Below are 19419 nucleotides of genomic sequence, written 5' to 3'. Positions count from 1 at the left end.
GCTTGCTCCGGGCGGCGTTCCGACGAAGCTTTTAGCTTTCAGTTCAGCCCCGGATTCGCCACCAGTCGCTCGCCATTGCGGGCCAGCGACTTCAGAAACTCGGTCTGCAATTCGGGATCATTGCGCGTCAGTTCGATCAGGCTCTGTTCCAGTTCGCTGGCTTCTTCTTCAAGACCCAGCTCCGACAGGCGTTTGACCCGGTGGACCCACTGATTGACTTCGTCACCTTCGAGGTCGTCATAAATCAACCCATGGGCCTCATAGAGCTTGCTGCGCAAATTGCTGCTGATGGTCAGGGTGGAATCGTTGTGCACGTTCCCCTGGGCATCCTCAACACGGATCAGCAATCGGCTCAGATGATTGATGTCATGTTCGGCGAACGGGCTGTCCAACAGATTCAGGCGCAACACGCCGTTTTTGTCGGTGCTCAGTTCGAAGGTTTCCTTGCCGGCCTTGACCTCAACCGGGCGCTCGCTCCAGGGCAGGCTTGAGTACTCCGTGCGTTTGTCGCGCTGGACTTCACCAATACTGGCCAGGTTTTGCTGCGCACGGCCGTGGGACTGCACGTTCATGAACGGGTTGAGCCCGGCGAAACCGTAGCTCAGCCAGTCCTTGGTCACGCTGTCCGGCAGATTGCCGAGGGCGAACACGTTGACCACGTTGGCACCGATACCCGCCACCACGGCCACCGCGCCCAGCGGGATTTCGTAAATCTCCCGCCAGGGTTGGTACGGCGTATAGCGGTCGTAGTGACGCGTGACTTCGTACTCGGTGACTTCGAAAGTCTTCTGCTCGTGGATTTTCACCCGCCTTTGCGGCAGCTCAAGCACCTTGGGCTCACCGACATCGATTTGCAGGCTGTGATCGAGCAATTTACGCTCGATCCGTTCCTCTTGCTCGCTGCGTTGTGACATGTGGTTGGCACAGCCGCTGACCAGCAGGGTGCCGCACAAGGCGGCACCACCGAGGCCTAAGGTGTTTCGCTTGAACATGACGCCTCTATATCTGGTATCAGCGGCGGATGCGGGCCTGAAGGAACGACAGCACGTCGGCGACCGGCAGCGCTTGTGCGTCGGCCTCGGTACGGCTCTTGTATTCCAGATTGCCTTCGGCCAGGCCGCGATCGCTGACCACGATCCGGTGTGGAATGCCGATCAGCTCCATGTCCGCGAACTTGATGCCCGGACTGGTTTTCTTGTCGCGGTCATCGAGCAGCACTTCGAAGCCGGCAGCGGTGAGTTCCGCGTACAGCTTGTCGGTGGCTTCACGAACCTGTTCGGTTTCGTAGCGCAGCGGCACCAGGGCAATCTGGAAAGGCGCGAGGGTGTCGCTCCAGATGATTCCGTTTTCGTCGTTGTTCTGCTCGATGGCAGCCGCCACCACGCGAGACACACCGATGCCGTAGCAGCCCATTTCCAGGGTGACCGGCTTGCCGTTCTCGCCCAGCACTTCGCACTTCATCGCTTTGCTGTACTTGTTGCCCAGCTGGAAAATGTGCCCGACTTCGATGCCGCGCTTGATTTCCAGGGTGCCTTTGCCGTCCGGGCTCGGGTCGCCGGCCACGACGTTGCGCAGGTCGGCAACGGTCGGAACAGGCAGGTCGCGTTCCCAGTTCACGCCGAAGTAGTGTTTGTCGTCGATGTTGGCACCGATGCCGAAGTCGCTCATCAATTCGACCGAACGGTCGATAATGATCGGCAGCGGCAGGTTCAACGGGCCGAGGGAGCCGGCGCCGGCGCCAATGGCGTCGCGCAGTTCACTTTCCGAGGCCATGACCAGGGGGCTGGCAACGCCTGGCTGGTTGGCGGCCTTGATTTCGTTCAACTCATGGTCGCCACGGATGATCAGGGCAATCAGCTTGCCTTTCTCTTCTGCGTGCACCACGAGGGTCTTGATGGTTTTCTCGATCGGCAGATTGAAGCCTTCGACCAGTTGCGCAATGGTCTTGGCATTCGGGGTATCGACCAGACGCAGCTCTTCGGTCGGAGCGGCACGCGATGTTTCGCGCGGCACGGCTTCGGCTTTTTCGATGTTGGCGGCGTAGTCGGAGCCGTTGCTGAAAACGATATCGTCTTCGCCGGACTCGGCCAGTACGTGGAACTCGTGGGAACCGGCGCCGCCGATGGAGCCGTTGTCGGCTTCAACAGGACGGAACTTCAGGCCCAGACGGGTGAACACGTTGCAGTAGGCCTGGTGCATGCGGTCGTAGGTGACTTGCAGCGAAGGCTGGTCTGCGTGGAACGAGTAGGCGTCCTTCATGATGAATTCGCGGCCGCGCATCAAACCGAAGCGTGGGCGGATTTCATCACGGAATTTGGTCTGGATCTGGTACAGGTTGATCGGCAGCTGCTTGTAGCTGCTCAGTTCATTGCGCATCAGATCGGTGATGACTTCTTCGTGGGTCGGGCCGGCGCAGAAGTCGCGACCGTGGCGATCCTTGAAGCGCAGCAATTCAGGGCCGTACTCTTCCCAGCGCCCGGATTCCTGCCACAGCTCAGCCGGTTGCGTGCTCGGCATCAACACTTCGAGAGAGCCGGCGGCGTTCATTTCTTCACGAACGACGGCTTCGACTTTGCGCATTACCCGCAAGCCCATCGGCAGCCAGGTGTACAGGCCCGAGGCGAGTTTGCGGATCATGCCGGCGCGCAGCATCAGCTGGTGGCTGATCACGACCGCGTCGGAAGGCGTTTCTTTTTGTGTGGCGAGCAAAAATTGACTGGTGCGCATGGTTGGCCGTTATCGATTGCTGATGACGAGAAATGACGGAGCATTGTACGGGCGAGATCCGCTGGCGTACAGGCATGCGGTCGGTGGTGTGGCAGGAGGGCGCGATTCACACGGCCCTCCGCGATTTTTCCTGCGTTAAGAGCCTACGATTCTTCGGCGACCGGGGTCTGCACCGGTTCCGGTGTAGGTGTCGGACCTGCACGGCGGTTCTCCTGGAACCAGTGCAAGGCGATCAACAGCAGTGTAGGAACGCCCAGCAGGGCTGTGATCAGGAAGAAGTTGTGGTAACCGAACTTTTCCACCATGACCCCGGAGTAGCCGCCGATCAGGCGTGGCAGCAACAGCATGATCGAGCTGAGCAGGGCGTATTGGGTGGCGGAGAACTTGAGGTTGGTCAGGCTCGACAGGTAGGCCACGAAGGCCGAAGTCGCCAGGCCTGAACTGAAGTTGTCCAGGGAGATGGTCAGCACCAGCATGTTCAGGTTGGGGCCCATGTCGGCGAGCAGCAGGAACAGGATGTTGGTCGCAGCGGATGCCACGCCGCCGATGAACAGGATCGGCAGGATGCCGAAACGCACGATCAGCAGGCCGCCCATGCCGGCACCCACCAGGGTCATGATCAGGCCGAAAATCTTGCTGACGCTGGCGATCTGGTCTTTGGTGAAACCCTGGTCGATGTAGAACACGTTGGCCATCACGCCCATGACCGTATCGGACATCCGGTAGGTGGCGATCAGGCCGAGCAGCAGCAGCGCTTGCCAGCGGTATCGCAGGATGAAGTCGTTGACCGGTGTCAGCACTGGCGCCAGGCCGCGACGACCCATGGCCGAGAGGCACAGGGCGGTGAGGGTGGTGTAGAGAATCGCGCGCAGGAAGGCGCGGTCCTCCAGCAACAGGTCAAGCAGGCTCACGCCCTGGAACAGTACGCTGGCGAAGTCGGTGTTGTAGAACTGGGTGAACATGGCCGGCACGGACACCAGCAATATGATCAGCACGAACACCGAGGCCAGTTGATGCACGAAGCTGTAGCGCCCGGCCTGCAGTTGCGTGCGCAACGGCACGGGAGGTTCGCGCATGAACAGGGAGGTCAGCAGTGCCGGGACCATCAGCACTCCGAACAGGATGTAAGTGCCGGCCCAGGCCGAATGCTTGTAGTTGAAGCCGGTGGAGCCAAAGCCTTCGGCGAAGTACAGCGCGCCTGCAGTAGCCAGCAACGCAGCGACCCGGTAACCGGACATGTAGCTGGCGGCCAGTGCGGCCTGACGATTGTCTTCGGCGATTTCCAGTCGATAGGCGTCTACCGCAATATCTTGCGTCGCCGAGGCGAAAGCGACGACCACGGCGATGGCTATCAGCCAGGACAAATGCTTTTGCGGGTCGCAGAAGCCCATCCCGATCAGGCCAAGGATGACCAGTGCCTGAGACAATACGAGCCAGGATCGTCGTCGACCGAGTTTGCCGAGCAATGGCAGTCGCCATTGGTCGAGCAAGGGTGACCAGACCCATTTGAAGGCATACGCCAGGCCGATCAGGCTTGCATAGCCAATGGTTTCACGAGCGACGCCAGCTTCACGCAGCCAGACCGAAAGCGTCGAAAATACCAGCATGTAGGGCAGGCCGGCGGCGAAACCGAGCAGCAACAGCACGAGTGTCGAAGGGCTGGCATAAGCGGCGAGCGCGGCGCGCCAGGTTTTACGGGGCATGGGCTGGAGTCTGCCTCAAGAAATACGGAAACAAAGCGCGCACTCTAACCGCTGTGCTCTACCGGGCGCCAGCCATGGCGCTGAATATCAACACGATTATTCAGGATGCTGATTCCCTCCATGCGTAATCGTGCGCGCTGCTCATCACCCGAAGGGCTGCCCACCGGCAGGCTGATACGCCCGTTTGCTCCCAGAACACGGTGCCAGGGCAGCTTGCTGTCGCCCGGCAATTGGCTGAGCGTGCGGCCGACCCAGCGCGCGGCGCGACCCAGTCCGGCAAGCTCGGCCAGTTGGCCGTAGCTGACGACTTTGCCCTCGGGTATTTGTGCAAGTGTCAAATACAGCGCCGTGCGTCGGATTTGCGCTGCACTCTGGGGTTCATCGGTTGGATCGGTCACGTCCGTCAGTCCTGAAGAGGTTTGCTTTACCGTCTGTAGAGTAATTCCTGCACAGGCAGTTGAGAAATGAACTCAAGAGAAATAGTCGGGTCAGTCCTTGTCAGGGCCTTGTTCCTACGGATAATGCCGACTTTTTTCGCAAGCCTGAGCCCGTATTTTGCTTATGTTGTCCAGATCCCTGCTGTGTCTCGCCGTCCTTGGTACTTCCACTCCCTTGCTAGCCGATACCGTGTGGTTGAAGAACGGTGACAAGCTGAGTGGCAAGATCACGCTGTTCGATGGCGGCAAGCTGCTGATCCAGACCGAGTACGCCGGTGCGGTGACGATCGACTGGAAGCAGGTCAAGACCCTGGATAGCGATCAGGAGCTGCTGGTCAAGCAGGATGCCTACAGTGGCGAGAAAGCCAAGTCGCTGAAGGCGGCGGACGCTGGCAAGGTCACGCTGGCCAATGGCGAAGCACCGAAGACGGTCGAGCTGGCAAGCATTCAGCAGATTCTCAAGCCAAAACCGGTGGTCGAGGATCTGGTGTGGAAAGGCAACGTCGATATCGCACTGGATTATCAGCGGGCGGAAAACGACACCGATGACTACGACATCGATTTCAAGACCAGTGCGCGTCACGGTCGCTGGCGGCACACTGCTGAAGGTGAATACAACCGTGAGTTCCAGGACGACGTGGTGACCACGGACAACTGGCGGGCCGAGTACTCCATCGACCGATTCCTGACCGAGCAATGGTTCTGGCAGGGGCGCCTGGTCTACAAGCGCGACAAGGTCGAAGACCTTTCCCGGCAGCGCACCGTCGGTACCGGTCCCGGCTATCAGTTCTGGGATGACGAACTCGGGGCGTTCTCCCTGGGCTCGCTGGTCAACCGCACGGACTATGAATTCTCCGATGGCAGCAAGGACAATTTCTATGCCCTGGCCATGAAGTGGGATTACAACCGCTACCTGATCGGCAAGCGTGTCGAGTTCTTCACCAATGGTGAGGTCGGCAAGCCGCTGTCGGGTGTGGCCGACTACGCACTCGATGCCGAGATGGGGTTGCGCTACAAGGTGACTGACTGGGCTTCGCTGAACCTGAAGGCGGAGCGGGACATCATCAGTGGCGCCGACGACGCGGATCTGGACAAGACACGCTACACCGCCGGGTTTGGCGTGGCCTGGTAAGAACATCAAAAGATCGCCGCCTTCGGCAGCTCCTGCAAGGTAAACGCAGGAGCTGTCGAAGGCGGCGATCTTTTTTTGTGGGCAAAACACCCGCCCACAAAAAAGCCCCGCTGTTGAGGGCGGGGCTTTTTACTAAAGCAAGTACAAGTTAGATAACTTGAACTTCTTCAGCTTGCATGCCTTTCTGACCGCGGGTAGCGATGAAAGAAACCTGTTGGCCTTCTTTCAGGCTTTTGAAGCCGTCGGACTGGATAGCTTTGAAGTGAACGAACAGGTCGTCACCGGATTGTGGAGTGATGAAGCCGAAGCCTTTTTCATCGTTGAACCACTTAACGGTACCGGTTTGGCGATTAGACATGGTGTAACTCCTTGAACAAAGATAACTGCGACTCAGGAAGAACCCTGGCCGAGACTGAGTGCAAAGAGCAGGAAAAATTCTTGTAGATGGTTGGATCGAAATTCAACATATCGTGTAGAGATTCTCAGTGACACAAGCAGCACAGTGACGCCACCTTAACCCTTTTTCCGGGACGTGCCAATGCTTCTTGCGCAGGTTTCTCTGTTTTAAGGATCGGCGGTGTGACGGTTCGTCGCCAGCGCAGGTAATTCCTGCCTGTTCGGCGAGAATTGCACCGCGGACTTTGAACCCGGCGGCGCGCCCGGTAAGATGCCGGACAGAATTTTTCGACCCCGCTATTCAGGACACCCGCCATGAGCATCAAATCGGACAAGTGGATTCGCCGCATGGCGCAGGAACACGGCATGATCGAACCTTTCGTCGAGCGTCAGATGCGCGGCAGCGACGATAGCCGCGTGATCTCCTACGGCGTGTCGAGCTACGGCTACGATGTGCGTTGCACTAATCATTTCAAAGTGTTCACCAACATCAACTCGGCCATCGTCGACCCGAAAAACTTCGATGCCGGCAGCTTCGTCGACATCCACAGCGACGTGTGCATCATTCCACCGAACTCCTTCGCCCTGGCCAGCACCGTCGAATACTTCCGCATTCCGCGCAATGTATTGACCATTTGCCTGGGTAAAAGCACCTACGCGCGCTGCGGCATCATCGTCAACGTCACGCCGCTCGAGCCTGAGTGGGAAGGTCACGTGACCCTGGAGTTCTCCAACACCACCAATCTGCCGGCGAAAATCTACGCCAACGAAGGCGTGGCGCAGATGCTGTTCCTTGAGTCTGACGAAGAATGTGAAGTGTCCTACAAGGACCGTGGCGGCAAGTATCAGGGCCAGCGTGGCGTGACCCTGCCTCGTACCTGAGTCAACCGTCTGACAAATGCCGGGAATTACTGAGCGGGCGTACACTCTATGGGGTGTACTGTTCCGATCCGCGCAAGGCGGGTCGGGCCATCGCTCAGGAGTGCCGAATGAAGATCGATCCGCGAATCAGTGCCGAACTGGCAAGGCTTGAGCCCAATCAGGTTGGCGTTCTGGCCTGGTCCTTGTTGGCACATCCGCCCGTCAGCATGTCAGGAGGCATCCCCGGTCAGCCTGATCCCGATACCCCGAACGAAGAGCCGATGGAGCCTGGTGAACCCACTTTGCCGGATGAGCCACCGCCTGCGCCTGTTGTCTGATACTCCAGACGCGACCGATCAAATGTGTAGAAGCGAGCTTGTTCCGGGCGGCGATCCGACGAATACGGTCTGACATTCAACATGTGTGTTGTCTGACACACCGCGTTCGCGAGCAAGCCCGCTCCCACAGGTTTTTCTGTAGACGTTATTTCAGGTTGCCACTAAGGAACTGTTTCAACCGCTCGCTTTTCGGATTGCCCAGCACGTCTTCCGGCGCGCCTTCTTCCTCCACCAGGCCCTGGTGCAGAAACAGCACCTGGCTTGACACTTTGCGCGCAAAACTCATTTCGTGGGTCACCATGATCATGGTCCGGCCTTCTTCGGCCAGGCCCTGGATCACCTTGAGCACTTCACCCACCAGTTCCGGGTCCAGGGCCGAAGTCGGTTCGTCGAACAGCATGACTTCCGGCTCCATGGCCAGTGCGCGGGCAATCGCTACCCGTTGTTGCTGACCGCCGGACAGGAAGGCCGGGTATTGGTCCGCCACACGGGCGGCCAGCCCCACCTTGTCGAGGTAGCGCCGGGCGCGATCCTCGGCTTCTTTCCTGTCGCAGCCCAGCACCCGGCGCGGGGCCATGGTGATGTTTTCCAGCACCGTCATGTGGCTCCACAGGTTGAAGTGCTGGAACACCATGGCCAGGCGGGTGCGAATCCGCTGTAGTTCATTGGCGTCGGCCACGTGCATGCCGTGACGATCCTTGATCATGTGGATGTTCTGCCCGTCGAGGCTCATGGCGCCGTCGTTGGGTTGTTCCAGGAAGTTGATGCAACGCAGAAAGGTACTTTTACCCGAGCCGCTGGCGCCGATCAGGCTGATGACGTCGCCGGTCCTGGCCTTGAGCGAAACACCTTTGAGGACTTCATGGTCGCCATAGCTTTTATGCAGGCCTTCGATGGTCAATTTGTACATGGGGCGTACATCCTCAAGGCGAAAGTAGATAGCCGCTGCGATAGGCTTCGGTGCCCGCGACGTGGGCAATCACCATGCCGGCAGTGGCCATGCGGCGCAGCGAACGGGCGTACATCAACCCGGCGGCGGAGCAATGAACGGGGGTGACGCGATCGTTGACCGGATCAATTATCTCGGCGATCAGTTGCCCGGCTTCCAGGTACTGGCCCGGCAACGCGGTGAACACCAGTAGCCCGCCGACGGGCGTGGCCACCGGTTCTACACCGGCCAGCGGTGTCGCCGGATAGGGCAGGTCGGGCAGGGGCGCGGGTTCGCCGGCGATCGCGCCGAAATGGATCAGGTAATCGATCAGTGCCTGGCAATCGAGGCTGGCCAGCGGGTGGTTGACGTCGCCCTGTCCGCGCAGTTCGACGGTCACCGAAAAACTCCCCGGCGGAATGTCGAAGTGCTCGCCGAAGCGCTCTTTCAACTGCCACCAGAGCAGGGTGAAGCATTCGTCGAACGATTGGCCACCGGAATCGGTTGCCAGCAGGCTGGCCTCGGCGCCGATGTAGCGGCCCAGCGGTTCGACCTGCGGCCAGGCTTCAGGTGTTGTGTAGAGGTGTGTAACCGCTTCGAAATCGCAATGCAGGTCAAGCACCATGTCGGCGTCGCAGGCCAGCCGTTGCAAGGTCAGGCGCAGGGATTGCAATTGGGTGTCGGCGGTCTGCCGGGCCAGCGCATCGCGCAGGCTGCTGCGCACCAATTGCTGGTTGTGCTGCGGATCGTCACCGAGCTTGCCCTCGATCGCGTTGCCGACTTCTTCACTGAGGTCGACGAACCAGCGGTTGAAGTTCTGGCCGCTTTCCAGCTCGTAGCGGCCCAGCGGCACATCCATCAGTACCTGTTCCAGGCCTACCGGATTGGCGATGGGCACCAGCACGATTTCGCTGCGCAGGCGACCGGCGGCTTCCAGCTCCGCCAGGCGCTGCTTGAGGTGCCAGGCCACCAGCATGCCGGGCATTTCGTCGGCGTGCAGGGAGGCCTGGATGTAGATCTTGCCGTTGGCCGGTTGTGGGCCGAAGTGAAAACTGTGGATCTGTCGTGCGGTCCCCGGCAGCGGGGCCAGCAGGTCATGTTTCTGGTGGCGCATCTGTTGTTCCTGAAGCAGGTTGATACCTAGTGGGTCGGCCCGAGGAAGGCCAGCCATCGACGTTCGGCAAGGCGGAACAGGCCGACCAGCGCAAAAGTGACGGTCAGGTAGATCAGCGCGGCAATGCCGAACGACTGGAAGGTCAGGAAGGTCGCCGAGTTGGCGTCCCGCGCGACTTTCAGGATGTCCGGGATGGTCGCGGTGAAGGCCACGGTGGTCGAGTGCAGCATCAGAATCACTTCGTTGCTGTAGTACGGCAACGAGCGACGCAAGGCCGATGGCATGATCACGTAGGCATACAGCTTCCAGCCGGTCAGACCGTAAGCCTTGGCCGCTTCGACTTCACCGTGGTTCATGCTGCGAATTGCCCCGGCGAAGATCTCCGTGGTGTAGGCGCAGGTGTTCAGGGCGAAGGCCAGGATCGTGCAGTTCATTGCATCGCGAAAGAATGCGTCCAGTACTGGCTGGGCCCGAATGGCGGCCAGGCTGTAGATCCCTGTGTAACAGATCAATAACTGGATATAGAGCGGCGTGCCACGGAACAGGTAGGTATAGAACTGCACCGGCCAACGGATGTAGAAGTGCGGCGATACACGGGCGATGGACAGTGGGATCGACACGATAAAACCGAAGAAGATCGAAGCGCTGAGCAGCCACATGGTCATGGCCAGGCCGGTGATGTTGTTGCCGTCGCTATAGAGAAAGGGTTTCCAGTATTCCTGCAGGAGTTCGATCATCGTACAGCCTCCCGGGTCCCGGCGGAGTAACGACGTTCGAGCCAGCGCAGGATGACGTTGGATGCGCTGGTGATCACCAGGTAGATCAGCGCGGCAAGTACCAGGAAATAAAACAGCTGATAGCTGCTTTTACCGGCGTCCTGGGCAGCCTTGACCAGATCGGCCAGGCCAATGATCGACACCAGCGCGGTGGCCTTGAGCATCACCATCCAGTTGTTGCCGATACCCGGCAGGGCATAACGCATCATCTGTGGGAACACCACGATCCAGAAACGCTGGCCGCGCTTGAGGCCGTAGGCGGTGGCCGCTTCGACCTGCCCCCGCGGGACTGCGAGAATCGCGCCGCGGAAGGTTTCGGTGAAATACGCACCATAGATGAAGCCCAGGGTAATGACCCCGGCACTGAACGGGTTGATCTCGATGTATTCCCATTCCATGAAATCGGTAAATGATGTCAGCCAGGTTTGCAGGCTATAGAAAATCAGCAGCATCAGGACCAGGTCCGGAACGCCGCGAATGAGGGTGGTGTAGAGCTGGGCAGGCACGCGCATCAGTTTGGCTTTTGACAACTTGGCACTGGCGCCGAGCAGCCCGAGCAACACGGCCAGCAACAGCGACAACGCCGACAACTTGATCGTCATCCAGGTGCCTTGCATCAGCAGCGGACCGAAGCCCTTGAGGCTGAAGGCAGAGAGCCCAAGATTTTCCAGTAGGTTTTCGAACATAAATCAGCAACCTGATCGGATGAAAAAAGCGCCCATCGCGAGATGGGCGCCGGGCATTATTTGCCGCTGTACAGATTCAGATCGCCAAAGTGTTTCTTCTGAATGGTGGCGTAGGTGCCATCATCGTGTAACGCTTTGATACCTTTATCCAAAAGTGCTTTCAGCTCGGTGTTACCTTTCTTAATACCGACCGCTGTTTTGGCCGGCAGCAGTTCATTGTCGACCGGCTTGCTGACTTCGTAGTCGGCACCCTGTGGCGACTTCAGGAAGCCCAGTTCGGCTTGCAGCATGTCCTGGATCCCTGCATCGAGACGACCGGAAGTCAAGTCAGCGTAGACCTGATCCTGGTTGGCGTAGGCCTGGGTTTTTACGCCGGCCTTGTCCAGAATGGCTTTGGCATAGGCTTCCTGAATGGTGCCTTGTTCGTAGCCGACGGTTTTGCCCTTGAGGGACGCGACGTCTGCGGTCACGCCGGAACCTTTCTTGGACACGTAAGCGGTTGGGCCGGAAAACAGCTCGCTGGAGAAGTCGATGACTTTTTCACGGGCCGGGGTCACGGTCATCGACGAGATCACACCGTCGAATTTATTGGCTTTGAGGCCCGGAATCATGCCATCGAAGTCACTTTCGACCCACTTGCACTTGACCTTCAGCTCGGCGCAGATCGCGTTCCCCAGATCGATGTCGAAGCCTACCAGGCTGCCATCGGCCGCTTTTGACTCGAACGGTGCGTAGGAAGGGTCAACGCCGAAACGCAGTTCTTTGTACTCCTTCGCCATGGCGGAGCCAGCAGCCATGCACAACGCCAGTGCAGAAAGGGTCAGCAATGCTTTTTTCATTATTCAATCCCTAAGAACCAATATGAGCGCTTGTGGCGCAGAATTATTGTTACTGGAAAGCGTAAGACCTATTGAAAGTAGCAATTTCCGAACCAGAGTGCCGAACAAGCGTTTTAAAAGGTGCTTGGAGAATGGTCGGAGACAGATTTATGCACGAAAACGGGCGCAGGGAAATGGCCGCACTCATTCGGCTCAAAAAGAAAAAAATCCGGTATGAGAAGAGGTCCTGGCTGAGCAGATTTTACAGGGTCGTCAAACTATCGGCTTCGTCGACCGACTTGTCCTCGCGCCAGCGCAACATCCGCGGAATGAGGTTGGCGCGAGGTGAGAAGTTCTATCGGGATTTCGTGGGCGGATGAAATACCTCTGTGGGAGCGAGCTTGCTCGCGATAGCGGTATGTCAGTCATCCACAATGTTGACTGACATACCGCTATCGCGAGCAAGCTCGCTCCCACAGTGGAGGTTCATTTACCTGGAGTCAGCGTCAACCGTGCCTTGCCATAGGCGTTGTCGAAGTTCTGTGGCTGCATCGGCAGGCTCATGTACTGACCCTTGAGCCACGGTTCGATGCTGTTGAGGTAGTTCGGGCTGGCCGGGTTGCCGGACTGACCGGTGCCGTTTTGCGCCATCAGCGGTTCGGACTGGCCGAAGTCGACGATAAAGCGCATGGCTGGCGCCAGCGTGGTGTTGAAGTCCTGGCCCCAGGTGAAGGCAGCGGTGTTGAGCGTGGTGTGATCGCCACCGGCCGGCAGCGGACCGCGTACGGTCTGGCCGCTGGTGTTCTTCCATTCATAGCGATGCAGTTTGCCCCACTGCCAGGCTTTGTGATCACCGCCCAACTGGCTGTCGCCTGCGCTGATCGCTGCGGCAAGGCTGCGAGCGAGGATGGCCGGTTTGTCTTCTTTTTGCGCGGTGCGCACGTCATCCCAGAACGGGCTGTCCTCACGTCCCAGCAAGTGATCGGCCTGGGCCGCGTAGGACAACTTGCCGTCGGCGACAAAGGCCTTCCACGCCGGGCTGCTTTGCGGGCCCAGTTCATCGAGGAAGATCTGCCGGGTGCTTTCCTGCAGGAACAGTTCGTAGATTGCCGCATCGGCGGAGGTCGGGCTGAGCTTGCCGTCGAACGCCATCAAGCGGCTGTAGGCTTCGTGTGCCTTGGCGCGATCGGCCGCGGGCAAGGCGTCGATGGCTTGTTTGAGCGGCTGGGCCATGCCCGGCGCTTCGAACATTTTCTTCAGCTTGGCAGCGAAGGTAGTGGTCTGGTCGTATTGCATGGCGATCAGGCTGCGGCTGTCGTGTTTACCTGCGCCGGCCAGTTCGGCCAGGCGCTCGCCGCGCTCCGGAGCGGCCCAGGAATTGGACAACTGCATGCCGTAGCCATGGGGAATGACCCGCTGGTTGGCGGTGCCGAGCCAGCCTTGGGCCGGGTCCTGGTCGTACGGGTGCAGCATCGGGTCGGCATAACCGTCCCAATCGTAACGACCTTCCCAGCCCGGTGAGGGCAGCAGGCCTTCGCCTTCGCGGCGGTTCGGGTAACGACCGGTGACTTGCCAGCCGATGTGGCTCGCGTCGGCAAACACCAGGTTCAGTGCAATGGCGCGGATTTCGCGGCTGGCATCCGAGGCTTTCTCGACGCTCTGGGCGCGGGACAGGTCGAAGAACGCGTCCAGGGATTTGTCATCGGTGAAACTCGGCGTCTGCAAGGCCAGGCCGAAACCATTGGCCAGCGTGGTGCCCTGGGCGCTGTTGAGCAGCGGGCCATGGCGGGTTTCGTACACAGCTTCGCGAATCGGCCGCTGGCCTTTTACGAAGTAGGTTTCGTTACGCACGATCGCCGGTTGCCACTTCCCGGCGTTTTCGTAGGTGAGCCCGTTGCCCTGGCGTTTGATCTTCTCCAGGAACAGGTCCTGGTTGTCGCCCATCACGGACGTCATGCTCCACGCCACTTTGCCGTTGAAACCGCCAAGCACCATCGGCAGGCCCGCGATGGTCACGCCGGACGCCTGATACTTCGGCGCGCGAATCTGCACGTAACTGAACAACGAAGGCACGCCCAGCGGGCCGTGACTGTCACTGGCCAGCAGGCTCTTGCCGTTGCGGCTGCGTTGCGGGGCGATGGCCCAGTTGTTCGACGAGGTGGCGCCCAGCAGGTTCAGGTCCGACAGTTGCCCCGTGGATTTGCTGAGTTCAGCCAACCCCGGCACTTGCCCGTTGAGCTTGATGCCTTGCAGTTTTTCGCTTTCGGCGACCGGCAGTTTTTCGTCGGGAGCCGACGGCGTCAGCCATGCCAGTTTGTCGGTGGTGACGGTCTGGGCCAGTACCAGCGAGGAAATTTCTTCCGGCAGGTTGGTCGACTGGCTGAAGTTCAACAGGCAGAAAATCAGCGCCGAATCTTCCGGCTGCCAGTATTCAGGCTGGTAGCCGGTGGCCGCGAGGTCCGCCGGCAGCTTGTCGCGGTAGCGGAACAGGTAGGCGTTGACGCCCCGCGCATAGACTTCGAAGAAACGCTTGAGGCGCGGCGAAGAGGCCTTGTACAACTCGCCGGCACTTTTCTTCAGGTTGACCGCCCGCATGTAGCGGTCGGCATCCAGCAAGTCTGCACCGTGCATCTCGGCCAATCGGCCCTGGGCCAGCAGGCGCAGGGTGACCATCTGCGTGATGCGGTCGCTGGCATGCACGTAACCGAGGGTGAACAGCGCGTCGTGGAAGCTGTTGCTTTCGATCAGCGGCATGCCCATGGCATTGCGGCGCACCGAAACGTTCTGCGCCAGGCCCTTGAGCGGTTGCACGCCGGAGGTCGGCGGGAGGGTGTCCTGGGCGTTGAAGTTCTGACAACCGGTCAGGCTCAACACACCGGCCACTGCTGCGGCAACGCCGAACCGGGGTAGAAAATGAGTAAGGGCTGGCGAGGCCATGGCAAAGCTCCTGCGGGGGTAGAGGCGGCGGCGCGCAATAAAGGCGCTACGTTAGTGAGCAGGAGGTGGCCGTGCAAGCGGGGTACAAGGTTATTTCAGGATTTGTCTGATAAACCCAAAGAATCGCAGCCTTGCCGGTCGCAATGGGAGATGTTGAAGTGCGACACGGTCAACAATCCAGGAGAAAAGTCAGCATGGAGCTCAAGACAAACGCGGCACTGATCATCATCGATCAACAAAAAGGCATCCTGCATCCCAGGCTCGGCCGCAGGAATAACCCTCAGGCCGAAGCGCGCATGCTGGAATTGCTCGACCATTGGCGGCGCACCGCCAGGCCGGTGATCCATGTGCAGCACCTGTCCCGCTCAGTGGACTCGGTGTTCTGGCCGCAGCAGTCGGGGGTGGAGTTTCAGCAGCGGTTTCAGCCAATGGCCGGTGAACGCCTGATCCAGAAGCAGGTGCCGGATGCGTTTTGTTCAACGGGGCTGGAGGCGCAGTTGCGCGAGGCGGGGATCGGGCAATTGATCATCGTGGGCGTCGCGACCCACAACTCGGTGGAGTCCACGGCGCGCACCGCGGGCAACCTGGGGTTTGATACCTGGGTGGTCGAGGATGCGTGCTTTACCTTCGACAAGGCTGATTTTTTCGGCCATGCCCATAGCGCTGAAGAGGTGCATGCGATGTCGCTGGGGAATTTGCATGGCGAATATGCGACGGTGGTCAGCAGTGCGCAGATCCTGTCGGCCGACTAAGTATCTGTCCAATCACTGTGGGAGCGAGCTTGCTCCGGGCGGCGTTCCGACGATGGCGTCAGGTCTGTCGACCTCTATGTTGAATGTGATACTGCAATCGCGAGCAGGCTCGCTCCCACATGGGATCTGCATTCACAGGACCGTTGTCTGGCGCAGATCGAATGTAGGAGCGAGCCTGCTCCGGGCGGCGTTCCGACGATGGCGTTTCAACAGGCGAAATCGATGTCCGCCCGAAGCATCAGGCGCCGTGGCACTTCTTGAACTTCTTGCCGTTGCCGCATGGGCACGGATCGTTGCGGCCGACGTCTTTCAGGGCATTGCGCACCGGTTCCTGGTGAGCGTGGCCGCAGTTCGGACCGTGGACATGGCCGTGGTCGTGATCATGGTGGTGATGGTCATGATCGTGGTTGCAGTCAGGGCCGTGGACATGGGGTTGCTGGGTCATCGGTGTTGCTCCGGAATTAAATCGGCGGCGATTATCACGCCATTGCGCGCCAGGTGCACGTAGTGAGCGATGAATATACCGGTTTCCAGTTCACCTTCCAGACGATAGGGAATGGGCTGATCGGATTTTTTCAGCAGTTTGGCCATTTCACGGACCTTGGACCACAGGTTGGTGCGGATCGGCACCTTGAAGTAAGTGCTGTGCCTGGGGCCGATGGTGAACCAGTGTTCGTACTCGCCGTCGGCCAGCAGTATGTCACCCAGGTGAACGCGGTACTCCAGACTGCGCACGGTCAGGTCGCTGTCGTTGGGGTTGTCGATGCGAAAATGCAGGAGGAATTTCTGTTCCAGCAGTTTGGCGCTGACCACCTCGATCTTCACCAGATGGACCTCGGGGTCCGGCAAGTCGTCGTCGAACCACGATGCACAGCCACCGAGTCCGAGTGTCAGGAACAAAGTGAGTAGATAAAGTGCACCGCGCCGGATGATCATCGTAGTGTTTCTCCCTTGAGCCACAGTCTAGACCCAAAAGATCGCAGCCTTCGGCAGCTCCTGCGGGGTGGACAGGCATTCCATGTCCTAACTGCTGAAATACCCCGCACAACACTTCTTGAACTTCTGCCCACTCGCGCACGGACAGGCGTCATTGCGTCCGAGCTTGAGCGGCACGGTGGGGTCGATGAAATACCAGCGGCCGGTGTTTTGCACAAATGACGAACGCTCGCGGTGGCTGTGCTCGCCGTTGCTGTCGTGCCACCGCGCGATGAAGGTCACGAAAGCGTGTTCGGGCTGGCCGCCCAGCACTTCGGAGCTTTCCACCTCAAGCCCCAGCCACGTACTTTGCGAGCTCCAGTCGCTGATCGATTGACGATCCAGGCCGGCCTGTTGGGCGGGCAGGGTGGTGCTCACCAGATAGTCGACCAACCCCAGCACGTAGGCGCTGTAGCGCGAGCGCATCAAGGCTTCTGCGCATGGTGCCGGGTGCCCGGCATGGTAATGACCGCAGCAGGCATCGAGCAGGGTGCCGCTGCCGCAAGGGCAAATGGATGTACTCATTGCATTACCACCAGTATTTCCCGAAGTTTTCCGGATTGGCCCAGAAGCGCGAATTGAGCCAGTCGGGGACTTGTTTGTATTCAAGCAGATCGTAGGTAAACAGGGTCAAGACCTGTTCGTCCCGTTGAAAGCGTTCGCTGGCCTGCAGGGCCAGGGAGAAAAAGTCCGTTTCCTGCCAGCCACAGGCCGGCAGATCTGCCAGCACTGCTATACGGCTGGCATTGAGGTTGCGTATGCCACCCAGCAGGTTTTGGCCGTCGCGCTTGGGCAAATGCTCCAGGCAATCGACCACCAGGGCCAGGTCGAAACGGCGGGCCGCCAACTCGTCGGGCAATGGGCCGGGGGGCGCGAAAGCGACGCAACTGTCCGGGTGAGCGAGTTTGAAAGCCTCCAGCGCCGGGAACTCGCTGGCGCCGATCAACAACAGGCGCGCGGGGGCATATCGGTCAAGTAACGCGGCCAGTGCCTGCTGCGGCGTGCGTGAAGAAATACCTGCAATCATCAAAGATCCTCAATCAGATCTGCCAAGACTAGCCTGCCCGAACGTTCGGGCCTAGAGCGGCTTGGCGGTAAAAGCGCCAACCCGTCGTTAACGCGTGAATAAACAGCATGGCCTATTGCTGGCGGAGATTAAAACTCGGGTCTTTACTACCTGAATCGGTTCCAAGCCGATCCTTCAGGAGAAAACTAGATGAGCATAGTTCGGACAGCATTACCCTTGGTTCTGCTAACCAGTGTCTTGACTGGTTGCGCAGGTTTGCAGAAAACCGACTGGCCGACCTGTGCGGCGGTTGGTGGTGTCGTGGGCGCGGGCCTCGGTGCGACCGAAAGCTCGGCATGGGCAGGGTATGGTGCTCTGCTCGTCGGCGGTACGGCAGCGGCTTATTGCTGGGTTCACGGTGATGGCGACGAAGACGGCGATGGTGTACCGGATAGCCGCGACAAGTGCCCGGGCACGCCTAAAGGCGTTCATGTCGATGCCAACGGTTGCCCACCACCGGCACCTGTGGTCGAAGAGGCGGTTGTGGTCAAGGAAGAAACCATCGTCATCCGCGATGTTCACTTCCAGTTTGATAAAGCCACGCTTACCTCGTCCGACAAACAGGTACTCGACAAGATTGCCACTCGCCTGAAAGCCGAAGCCCCGACTGCTCGACTGACCGTAACCGGCCATACCGACAGTGTGGGCAGCGATTCCTACAACCAGAAACTGTCGGATAAACGCGCCCACTCGGTGGTTGAATACCTCATCGAGCAAGGCGTACCTCGCAGCAACTTCGTGTCGGTTGTCGGTGCCGGTGAAAGCCAGCCGGTTGCGGACAACAAAACCGCTGACGGTCGTGCACAGAACCGTCGTACGGAAATCAAAATCCAGCGTTAACCCCCCTCGCATCCGCGCCTTGTGCAGTCGCGGATGCGGGTCTTTACTCCTGTGTAACCGGTATTGGCCGGGGACACAGGAGCTTTCAACATGATAGTTCTCACAAGGACCGTCTTGCCGGTTCTGCTACTTGGCAGCCTCTTGACCGGCTGTGCGACCCACAGTGATGGCTCTGCCCCCCTCAATCAACGAACCTGGCCAGTTTGCAGCCTCATCGGCGGCCTGGTCGGTGGTGGCCTGGGCGCAATCGAAAGTGGCAGTTGGGCCGCGGGTGGGGCGGCGCTGGGTATCCTGTCCGGCGGCTTGATCTGCTATGCCCAGGATGGCGACGAAGACGGCGATGGCATTTTCGACCGACGTGACCGTTGCCCTGACACACCCGCCAATACCCGGGTCGATCACCACGGTTGCCCGGTGCCGCAGTATCCGGACAGCGTCAAGTCCGAGCCCGCGCAATCCGAAGTCATCACCTTGAGCGATGACGTGCTGTTTGCCTTCAATCAATCCGACCTGACCCCGACGGCGAAGAGTCAACTGGACGCGTTGATGAGCAAGTTCGAGGATGCCGATGTGGTCAGCATCAAGGTGGTCGGCCATACCGACAGCGTCGGTTCGGATGCCTATAACCAGAGCTTGTCGGAGCGGCGTGCCAGCAGCGTGGCGGAATACCTGTTGAGCCAGGGGGTGGCGCCGAACAAAGTCACCAGCGAAGGCAAGGGCAAGAGCCAGCCGATCGCCGACAACGAAACAGAACAAGGCCGTGCGAAAAATCGTCGCGTGGACCTGCATATAAACCGCTGAGCCAAGAGATAGAGCCGTCGGGCGACAGGTTTGATCGCTGTGACGGCCGTTCGGCGGCCATCATGAAGATTTTTCCATTGCCCTCTGGCTTATCCCGCGTGGAAGCCGTTACTGTGCGCGCAAACAATAATT

General features: G+C 59.4%; 21 protein-coding genes. 6 read left to right on the top strand and 15 right to left on the bottom strand.

The genetic code is table 11. The annotated features are described in order from the left end of the window. Window positions 1-38: 38 nt before the first annotated feature. From AB4Z35_RS00355 to AB4Z35_RS00340, 4 genes are all read right to left on the bottom strand, one after another. A complete protein-coding gene (locus tag AB4Z35_RS00355; protein WP_442095648.1) occupies window positions 39-992 on the bottom strand; it encodes a hypothetical protein in 954 nt (317 codons plus the stop codon). A 19-nt stretch (window positions 993-1011) separates the two neighbouring features. After that, entirely contained in the window at window positions 1012-2727 is a 1716-nt protein-coding gene (locus tag AB4Z35_RS00350) for a proline--tRNA ligase (RefSeq protein WP_007996891.1), read from the bottom strand. A gap of 143 nt (window positions 2728-2870) precedes the next feature. Further along, window positions 2871-4430, bottom strand: a complete 1560-nt coding sequence (locus AB4Z35_RS00345; RefSeq protein WP_442095647.1) for an AmpG family muropeptide MFS transporter — start codon at window positions 4428-4430, stop codon at window positions 2871-2873. 44 nt (window positions 4431-4474) lie between these two features. Beyond that, window positions 4475-4828 (bottom strand): MGMT family protein, encoded by a 354-nt coding sequence (locus AB4Z35_RS00340; RefSeq protein ID WP_442095646.1) that lies wholly within the window; start codon window positions 4826-4828, stop codon window positions 4475-4477. A 163-nt stretch (window positions 4829-4991) separates the two neighbouring features. On the opposite strand from AB4Z35_RS00340, the gene AB4Z35_RS00335 reads away from it, so the two are divergent. Continuing rightward, window positions 4992-5999 carry a DUF481 domain-containing protein gene (locus AB4Z35_RS00335; protein WP_442095645.1) on the top strand — a complete coding sequence of 336 codons (1008 nt, stop codon included), beginning with the start codon at window positions 4992-4994 and terminating at the stop codon, window positions 5997-5999. Between the two features lie 148 nt (window positions 6000-6147). On the opposite strand, the gene AB4Z35_RS00330 is transcribed toward AB4Z35_RS00335, so the two are convergent. Next, on the bottom strand, window positions 6148-6357 hold the full coding sequence (locus AB4Z35_RS00330; protein WP_002554837.1) for a cold-shock protein: 210 nt from the start codon (window positions 6355-6357) through the stop codon (window positions 6148-6150). 353 nt (window positions 6358-6710) lie between these two features. On the opposite strand from AB4Z35_RS00330, the gene dcd reads away from it, so the two are divergent. Both dcd and AB4Z35_RS00320 read left to right on the top strand, forming a co-directional pair. Next, window positions 6711-7277 (top strand): dCTP deaminase, encoded by a 567-nt coding sequence (dcd, locus tag AB4Z35_RS00325; protein ID WP_007940589.1) that lies wholly within the window; start codon window positions 6711-6713, stop codon window positions 7275-7277. Window positions 7278-7384: 107 nt separating this feature from the next. Beyond that, entirely contained in the window at window positions 7385-7594 is a 210-nt protein-coding gene (locus AB4Z35_RS00320) for a hypothetical protein (protein ID WP_442095644.1), read from the top strand. A gap of 145 nt (window positions 7595-7739) precedes the next feature. Here the strand turns inward: AB4Z35_RS00320 and AB4Z35_RS00315 are convergent, their stop codons facing one another. The 6 genes from AB4Z35_RS00315 to AB4Z35_RS00290 all read right to left on the bottom strand — a co-directional run bounded on the left by AB4Z35_RS00315 (window position 7740) and on the right by AB4Z35_RS00290 (window position 14853). Then, window positions 7740-8504, bottom strand: coding sequence for an ABC transporter ATP-binding protein (locus tag AB4Z35_RS00315; RefSeq protein WP_442095643.1), 765 nt, complete (start codon window positions 8502-8504; stop codon window positions 7740-7742). 13 nt (window positions 8505-8517) lie between these two features. Beyond that, window positions 8518-9636, bottom strand: coding sequence for a succinylglutamate desuccinylase/aspartoacylase family protein (locus AB4Z35_RS00310; protein ID WP_007996880.1), 1119 nt, complete (start codon window positions 9634-9636; stop codon window positions 8518-8520). A gap of 26 nt (window positions 9637-9662) precedes the next feature. Further along, window positions 9663-10373: an ABC transporter permease gene (locus tag AB4Z35_RS00305; RefSeq protein WP_046029299.1), complete on the bottom strand. Its 711-nt coding sequence runs from the start codon at window positions 10371-10373 to the stop codon at window positions 9663-9665. Next, window positions 10370-11098: an ABC transporter permease gene (locus AB4Z35_RS00300; RefSeq protein ID WP_007996876.1), complete on the bottom strand. Its 729-nt coding sequence runs from the start codon at window positions 11096-11098 to the stop codon at window positions 10370-10372. Before AB4Z35_RS00300 ends, AB4Z35_RS00305 begins: the two co-directional genes overlap by 4 nt. A 56-nt stretch (window positions 11099-11154) precedes the next feature. Further along, entirely contained in the window at window positions 11155-11937 is a 783-nt protein-coding gene (locus AB4Z35_RS00295; RefSeq protein WP_007996874.1) for a transporter substrate-binding domain-containing protein, read from the bottom strand. Between the two features lie 465 nt (window positions 11938-12402). Next, window positions 12403-14853, bottom strand: a complete 2451-nt coding sequence (locus AB4Z35_RS00290) for a penicillin acylase family protein (RefSeq protein WP_442095642.1) — start codon at window positions 14851-14853, stop codon at window positions 12403-12405. Between the two features lie 194 nt (window positions 14854-15047). Here AB4Z35_RS00290 and AB4Z35_RS00285 point away from each other — a divergent pair, with 194 nt between their 5' ends. Then, window positions 15048-15605: a cysteine hydrolase family protein gene (locus tag AB4Z35_RS00285; RefSeq protein ID WP_442095641.1), complete on the top strand. Its 558-nt coding sequence runs from the start codon at window positions 15048-15050 to the stop codon at window positions 15603-15605. A 238-nt stretch (window positions 15606-15843) separates the two neighbouring features. Here AB4Z35_RS00285 and AB4Z35_RS00280 read toward each other — a convergent pair whose 3' ends face one another. From AB4Z35_RS00280 to AB4Z35_RS00265, 4 genes are all read right to left on the bottom strand, one after another. Continuing rightward, window positions 15844-16050, bottom strand: a complete 207-nt coding sequence (locus tag AB4Z35_RS00280) for an SEC-C metal-binding domain-containing protein (RefSeq protein WP_007955014.1) — start codon at window positions 16048-16050, stop codon at window positions 15844-15846. Beyond that, window positions 16047-16541 carry an LEA type 2 family protein gene (locus AB4Z35_RS00275; protein ID WP_007996870.1) on the bottom strand — a complete coding sequence of 165 codons (495 nt, stop codon included), beginning with the start codon at window positions 16539-16541 and terminating at the stop codon, window positions 16047-16049. Before AB4Z35_RS00275 ends, AB4Z35_RS00280 begins: the two co-directional genes overlap by 4 nt. A gap of 87 nt (window positions 16542-16628) precedes the next feature. Continuing rightward, complete coding sequence (locus AB4Z35_RS00270) at window positions 16629-17105, bottom strand: YchJ family protein (RefSeq protein WP_442095640.1); 477 nt, start codon at window positions 17103-17105, stop codon at window positions 16629-16631. Window positions 17106-17109: 4 nt separating this feature from the next. Next, complete coding sequence (locus AB4Z35_RS00265; RefSeq protein ID WP_108227872.1) at window positions 17110-17607, bottom strand: DUF6231 family protein; 498 nt, start codon at window positions 17605-17607, stop codon at window positions 17110-17112. 189 nt (window positions 17608-17796) lie between these two features. Here AB4Z35_RS00265 and AB4Z35_RS00260 point away from each other — a divergent pair, with 189 nt between their 5' ends. Together AB4Z35_RS00260 and AB4Z35_RS00255 are read left to right on the top strand one after the other, a co-directional pair. Beyond that, window positions 17797-18486: an OmpA family protein gene (locus tag AB4Z35_RS00260; RefSeq protein WP_007996813.1), complete on the top strand. Its 690-nt coding sequence runs from the start codon at window positions 17797-17799 to the stop codon at window positions 18484-18486. Window positions 18487-18576: 90 nt separating this feature from the next. After that, window positions 18577-19287 carry an OmpA family protein gene (locus AB4Z35_RS00255; protein ID WP_442095639.1) on the top strand — a complete coding sequence of 237 codons (711 nt, stop codon included), beginning with the start codon at window positions 18577-18579 and terminating at the stop codon, window positions 19285-19287. Window positions 19288-19419 lie beyond the last annotated feature (132 nt).

The sequence above is a fragment of the Pseudomonas sp. KB_15 genome (genome assembly GCF_052114525.1).
Taxonomy (GTDB): domain Bacteria; phylum Pseudomonadota; class Gammaproteobacteria; order Pseudomonadales; family Pseudomonadaceae; genus Aquipseudomonas.
This window is presented reverse-complemented; position numbering and strand designations above follow the sequence as displayed.

Bases quoted from the DNA above. Each gene is read 5' to 3' on its own strand.
- AB4Z35_RS00315 (WP_442095643.1), bottom strand. From the start codon at position 8,504: ATGTACAAATTGACCATCGAAGGCCTGCATAAAAGCTATGGCGACCAT.
- AB4Z35_RS00335 (WP_442095645.1), top strand. From the start codon at position 4,992: ATGTTGTCCAGATCCCTGCTGTGTCTCGCCGTCCTTGGTACTTCCACT.
- AB4Z35_RS00255 (WP_442095639.1), top strand. From the start codon at position 18,577: ATGATAGTTCTCACAAGGACCGTCTTGCCGGTTCTGCTACTTGGCAGC.
- AB4Z35_RS00295 (WP_007996874.1), bottom strand. From the start codon at position 11,937: ATGAAAAAAGCATTGCTGACCCTTTCTGCACTGGCGTTGTGCATGGCT.
- AB4Z35_RS00330 (WP_002554837.1), bottom strand. From the start codon at position 6,357: ATGTCTAATCGCCAAACCGGTACCGTTAAGTGGTTCAACGATGAAAAA.
- AB4Z35_RS00320 (WP_442095644.1), top strand. From the start codon at position 7,385: ATGAAGATCGATCCGCGAATCAGTGCCGAACTGGCAAGGCTTGAGCCC.
- AB4Z35_RS00260 (WP_007996813.1), top strand. From the start codon at position 17,797: ATGAGCATAGTTCGGACAGCATTACCCTTGGTTCTGCTAACCAGTGTC.
- AB4Z35_RS00350 (WP_007996891.1), bottom strand. From the start codon at position 2,727: ATGCGCACCAGTCAATTTTTGCTCGCCACACAAAAAGAAACGCCTTCC.
- AB4Z35_RS00290 (WP_442095642.1), bottom strand. From the start codon at position 14,853: ATGGCCTCGCCAGCCCTTACTCATTTTCTACCCCGGTTCGGCGTTGCC.
- AB4Z35_RS00275 (WP_007996870.1), bottom strand. From the start codon at position 16,541: ATGATCATCCGGCGCGGTGCACTTTATCTACTCACTTTGTTCCTGACA.
- dcd (WP_007940589.1), top strand. From the start codon at position 6,711: ATGAGCATCAAATCGGACAAGTGGATTCGCCGCATGGCGCAGGAACAC.
- AB4Z35_RS00270 (WP_442095640.1), bottom strand. From the start codon at position 17,105: ATGAGTACATCCATTTGCCCTTGCGGCAGCGGCACCCTGCTCGATGCC.
- AB4Z35_RS00285 (WP_442095641.1), top strand. From the start codon at position 15,048: ATGGAGCTCAAGACAAACGCGGCACTGATCATCATCGATCAACAAAAA.
- AB4Z35_RS00280 (WP_007955014.1), bottom strand. From the start codon at position 16,050: ATGACCCAGCAACCCCATGTCCACGGCCCTGACTGCAACCACGATCAT.
- AB4Z35_RS00305 (WP_046029299.1), bottom strand. From the start codon at position 10,373: ATGATCGAACTCCTGCAGGAATACTGGAAACCCTTTCTCTATAGCGAC.
- AB4Z35_RS00355 (WP_442095648.1), bottom strand. From the start codon at position 992: ATGTTCAAGCGAAACACCTTAGGCCTCGGTGGTGCCGCCTTGTGCGGC.
- AB4Z35_RS00265 (WP_108227872.1), bottom strand. From the start codon at position 17,607: ATGATTGCAGGTATTTCTTCACGCACGCCGCAGCAGGCACTGGCCGCG.
- AB4Z35_RS00310 (WP_007996880.1), bottom strand. From the start codon at position 9,636: ATGCGCCACCAGAAACATGACCTGCTGGCCCCGCTGCCGGGGACCGCA.
- AB4Z35_RS00300 (WP_007996876.1), bottom strand. From the start codon at position 11,098: ATGTTCGAAAACCTACTGGAAAATCTTGGGCTCTCTGCCTTCAGCCTC.
- AB4Z35_RS00345 (WP_442095647.1), bottom strand. From the start codon at position 4,430: ATGCCCCGTAAAACCTGGCGCGCCGCGCTCGCCGCTTATGCCAGCCCT.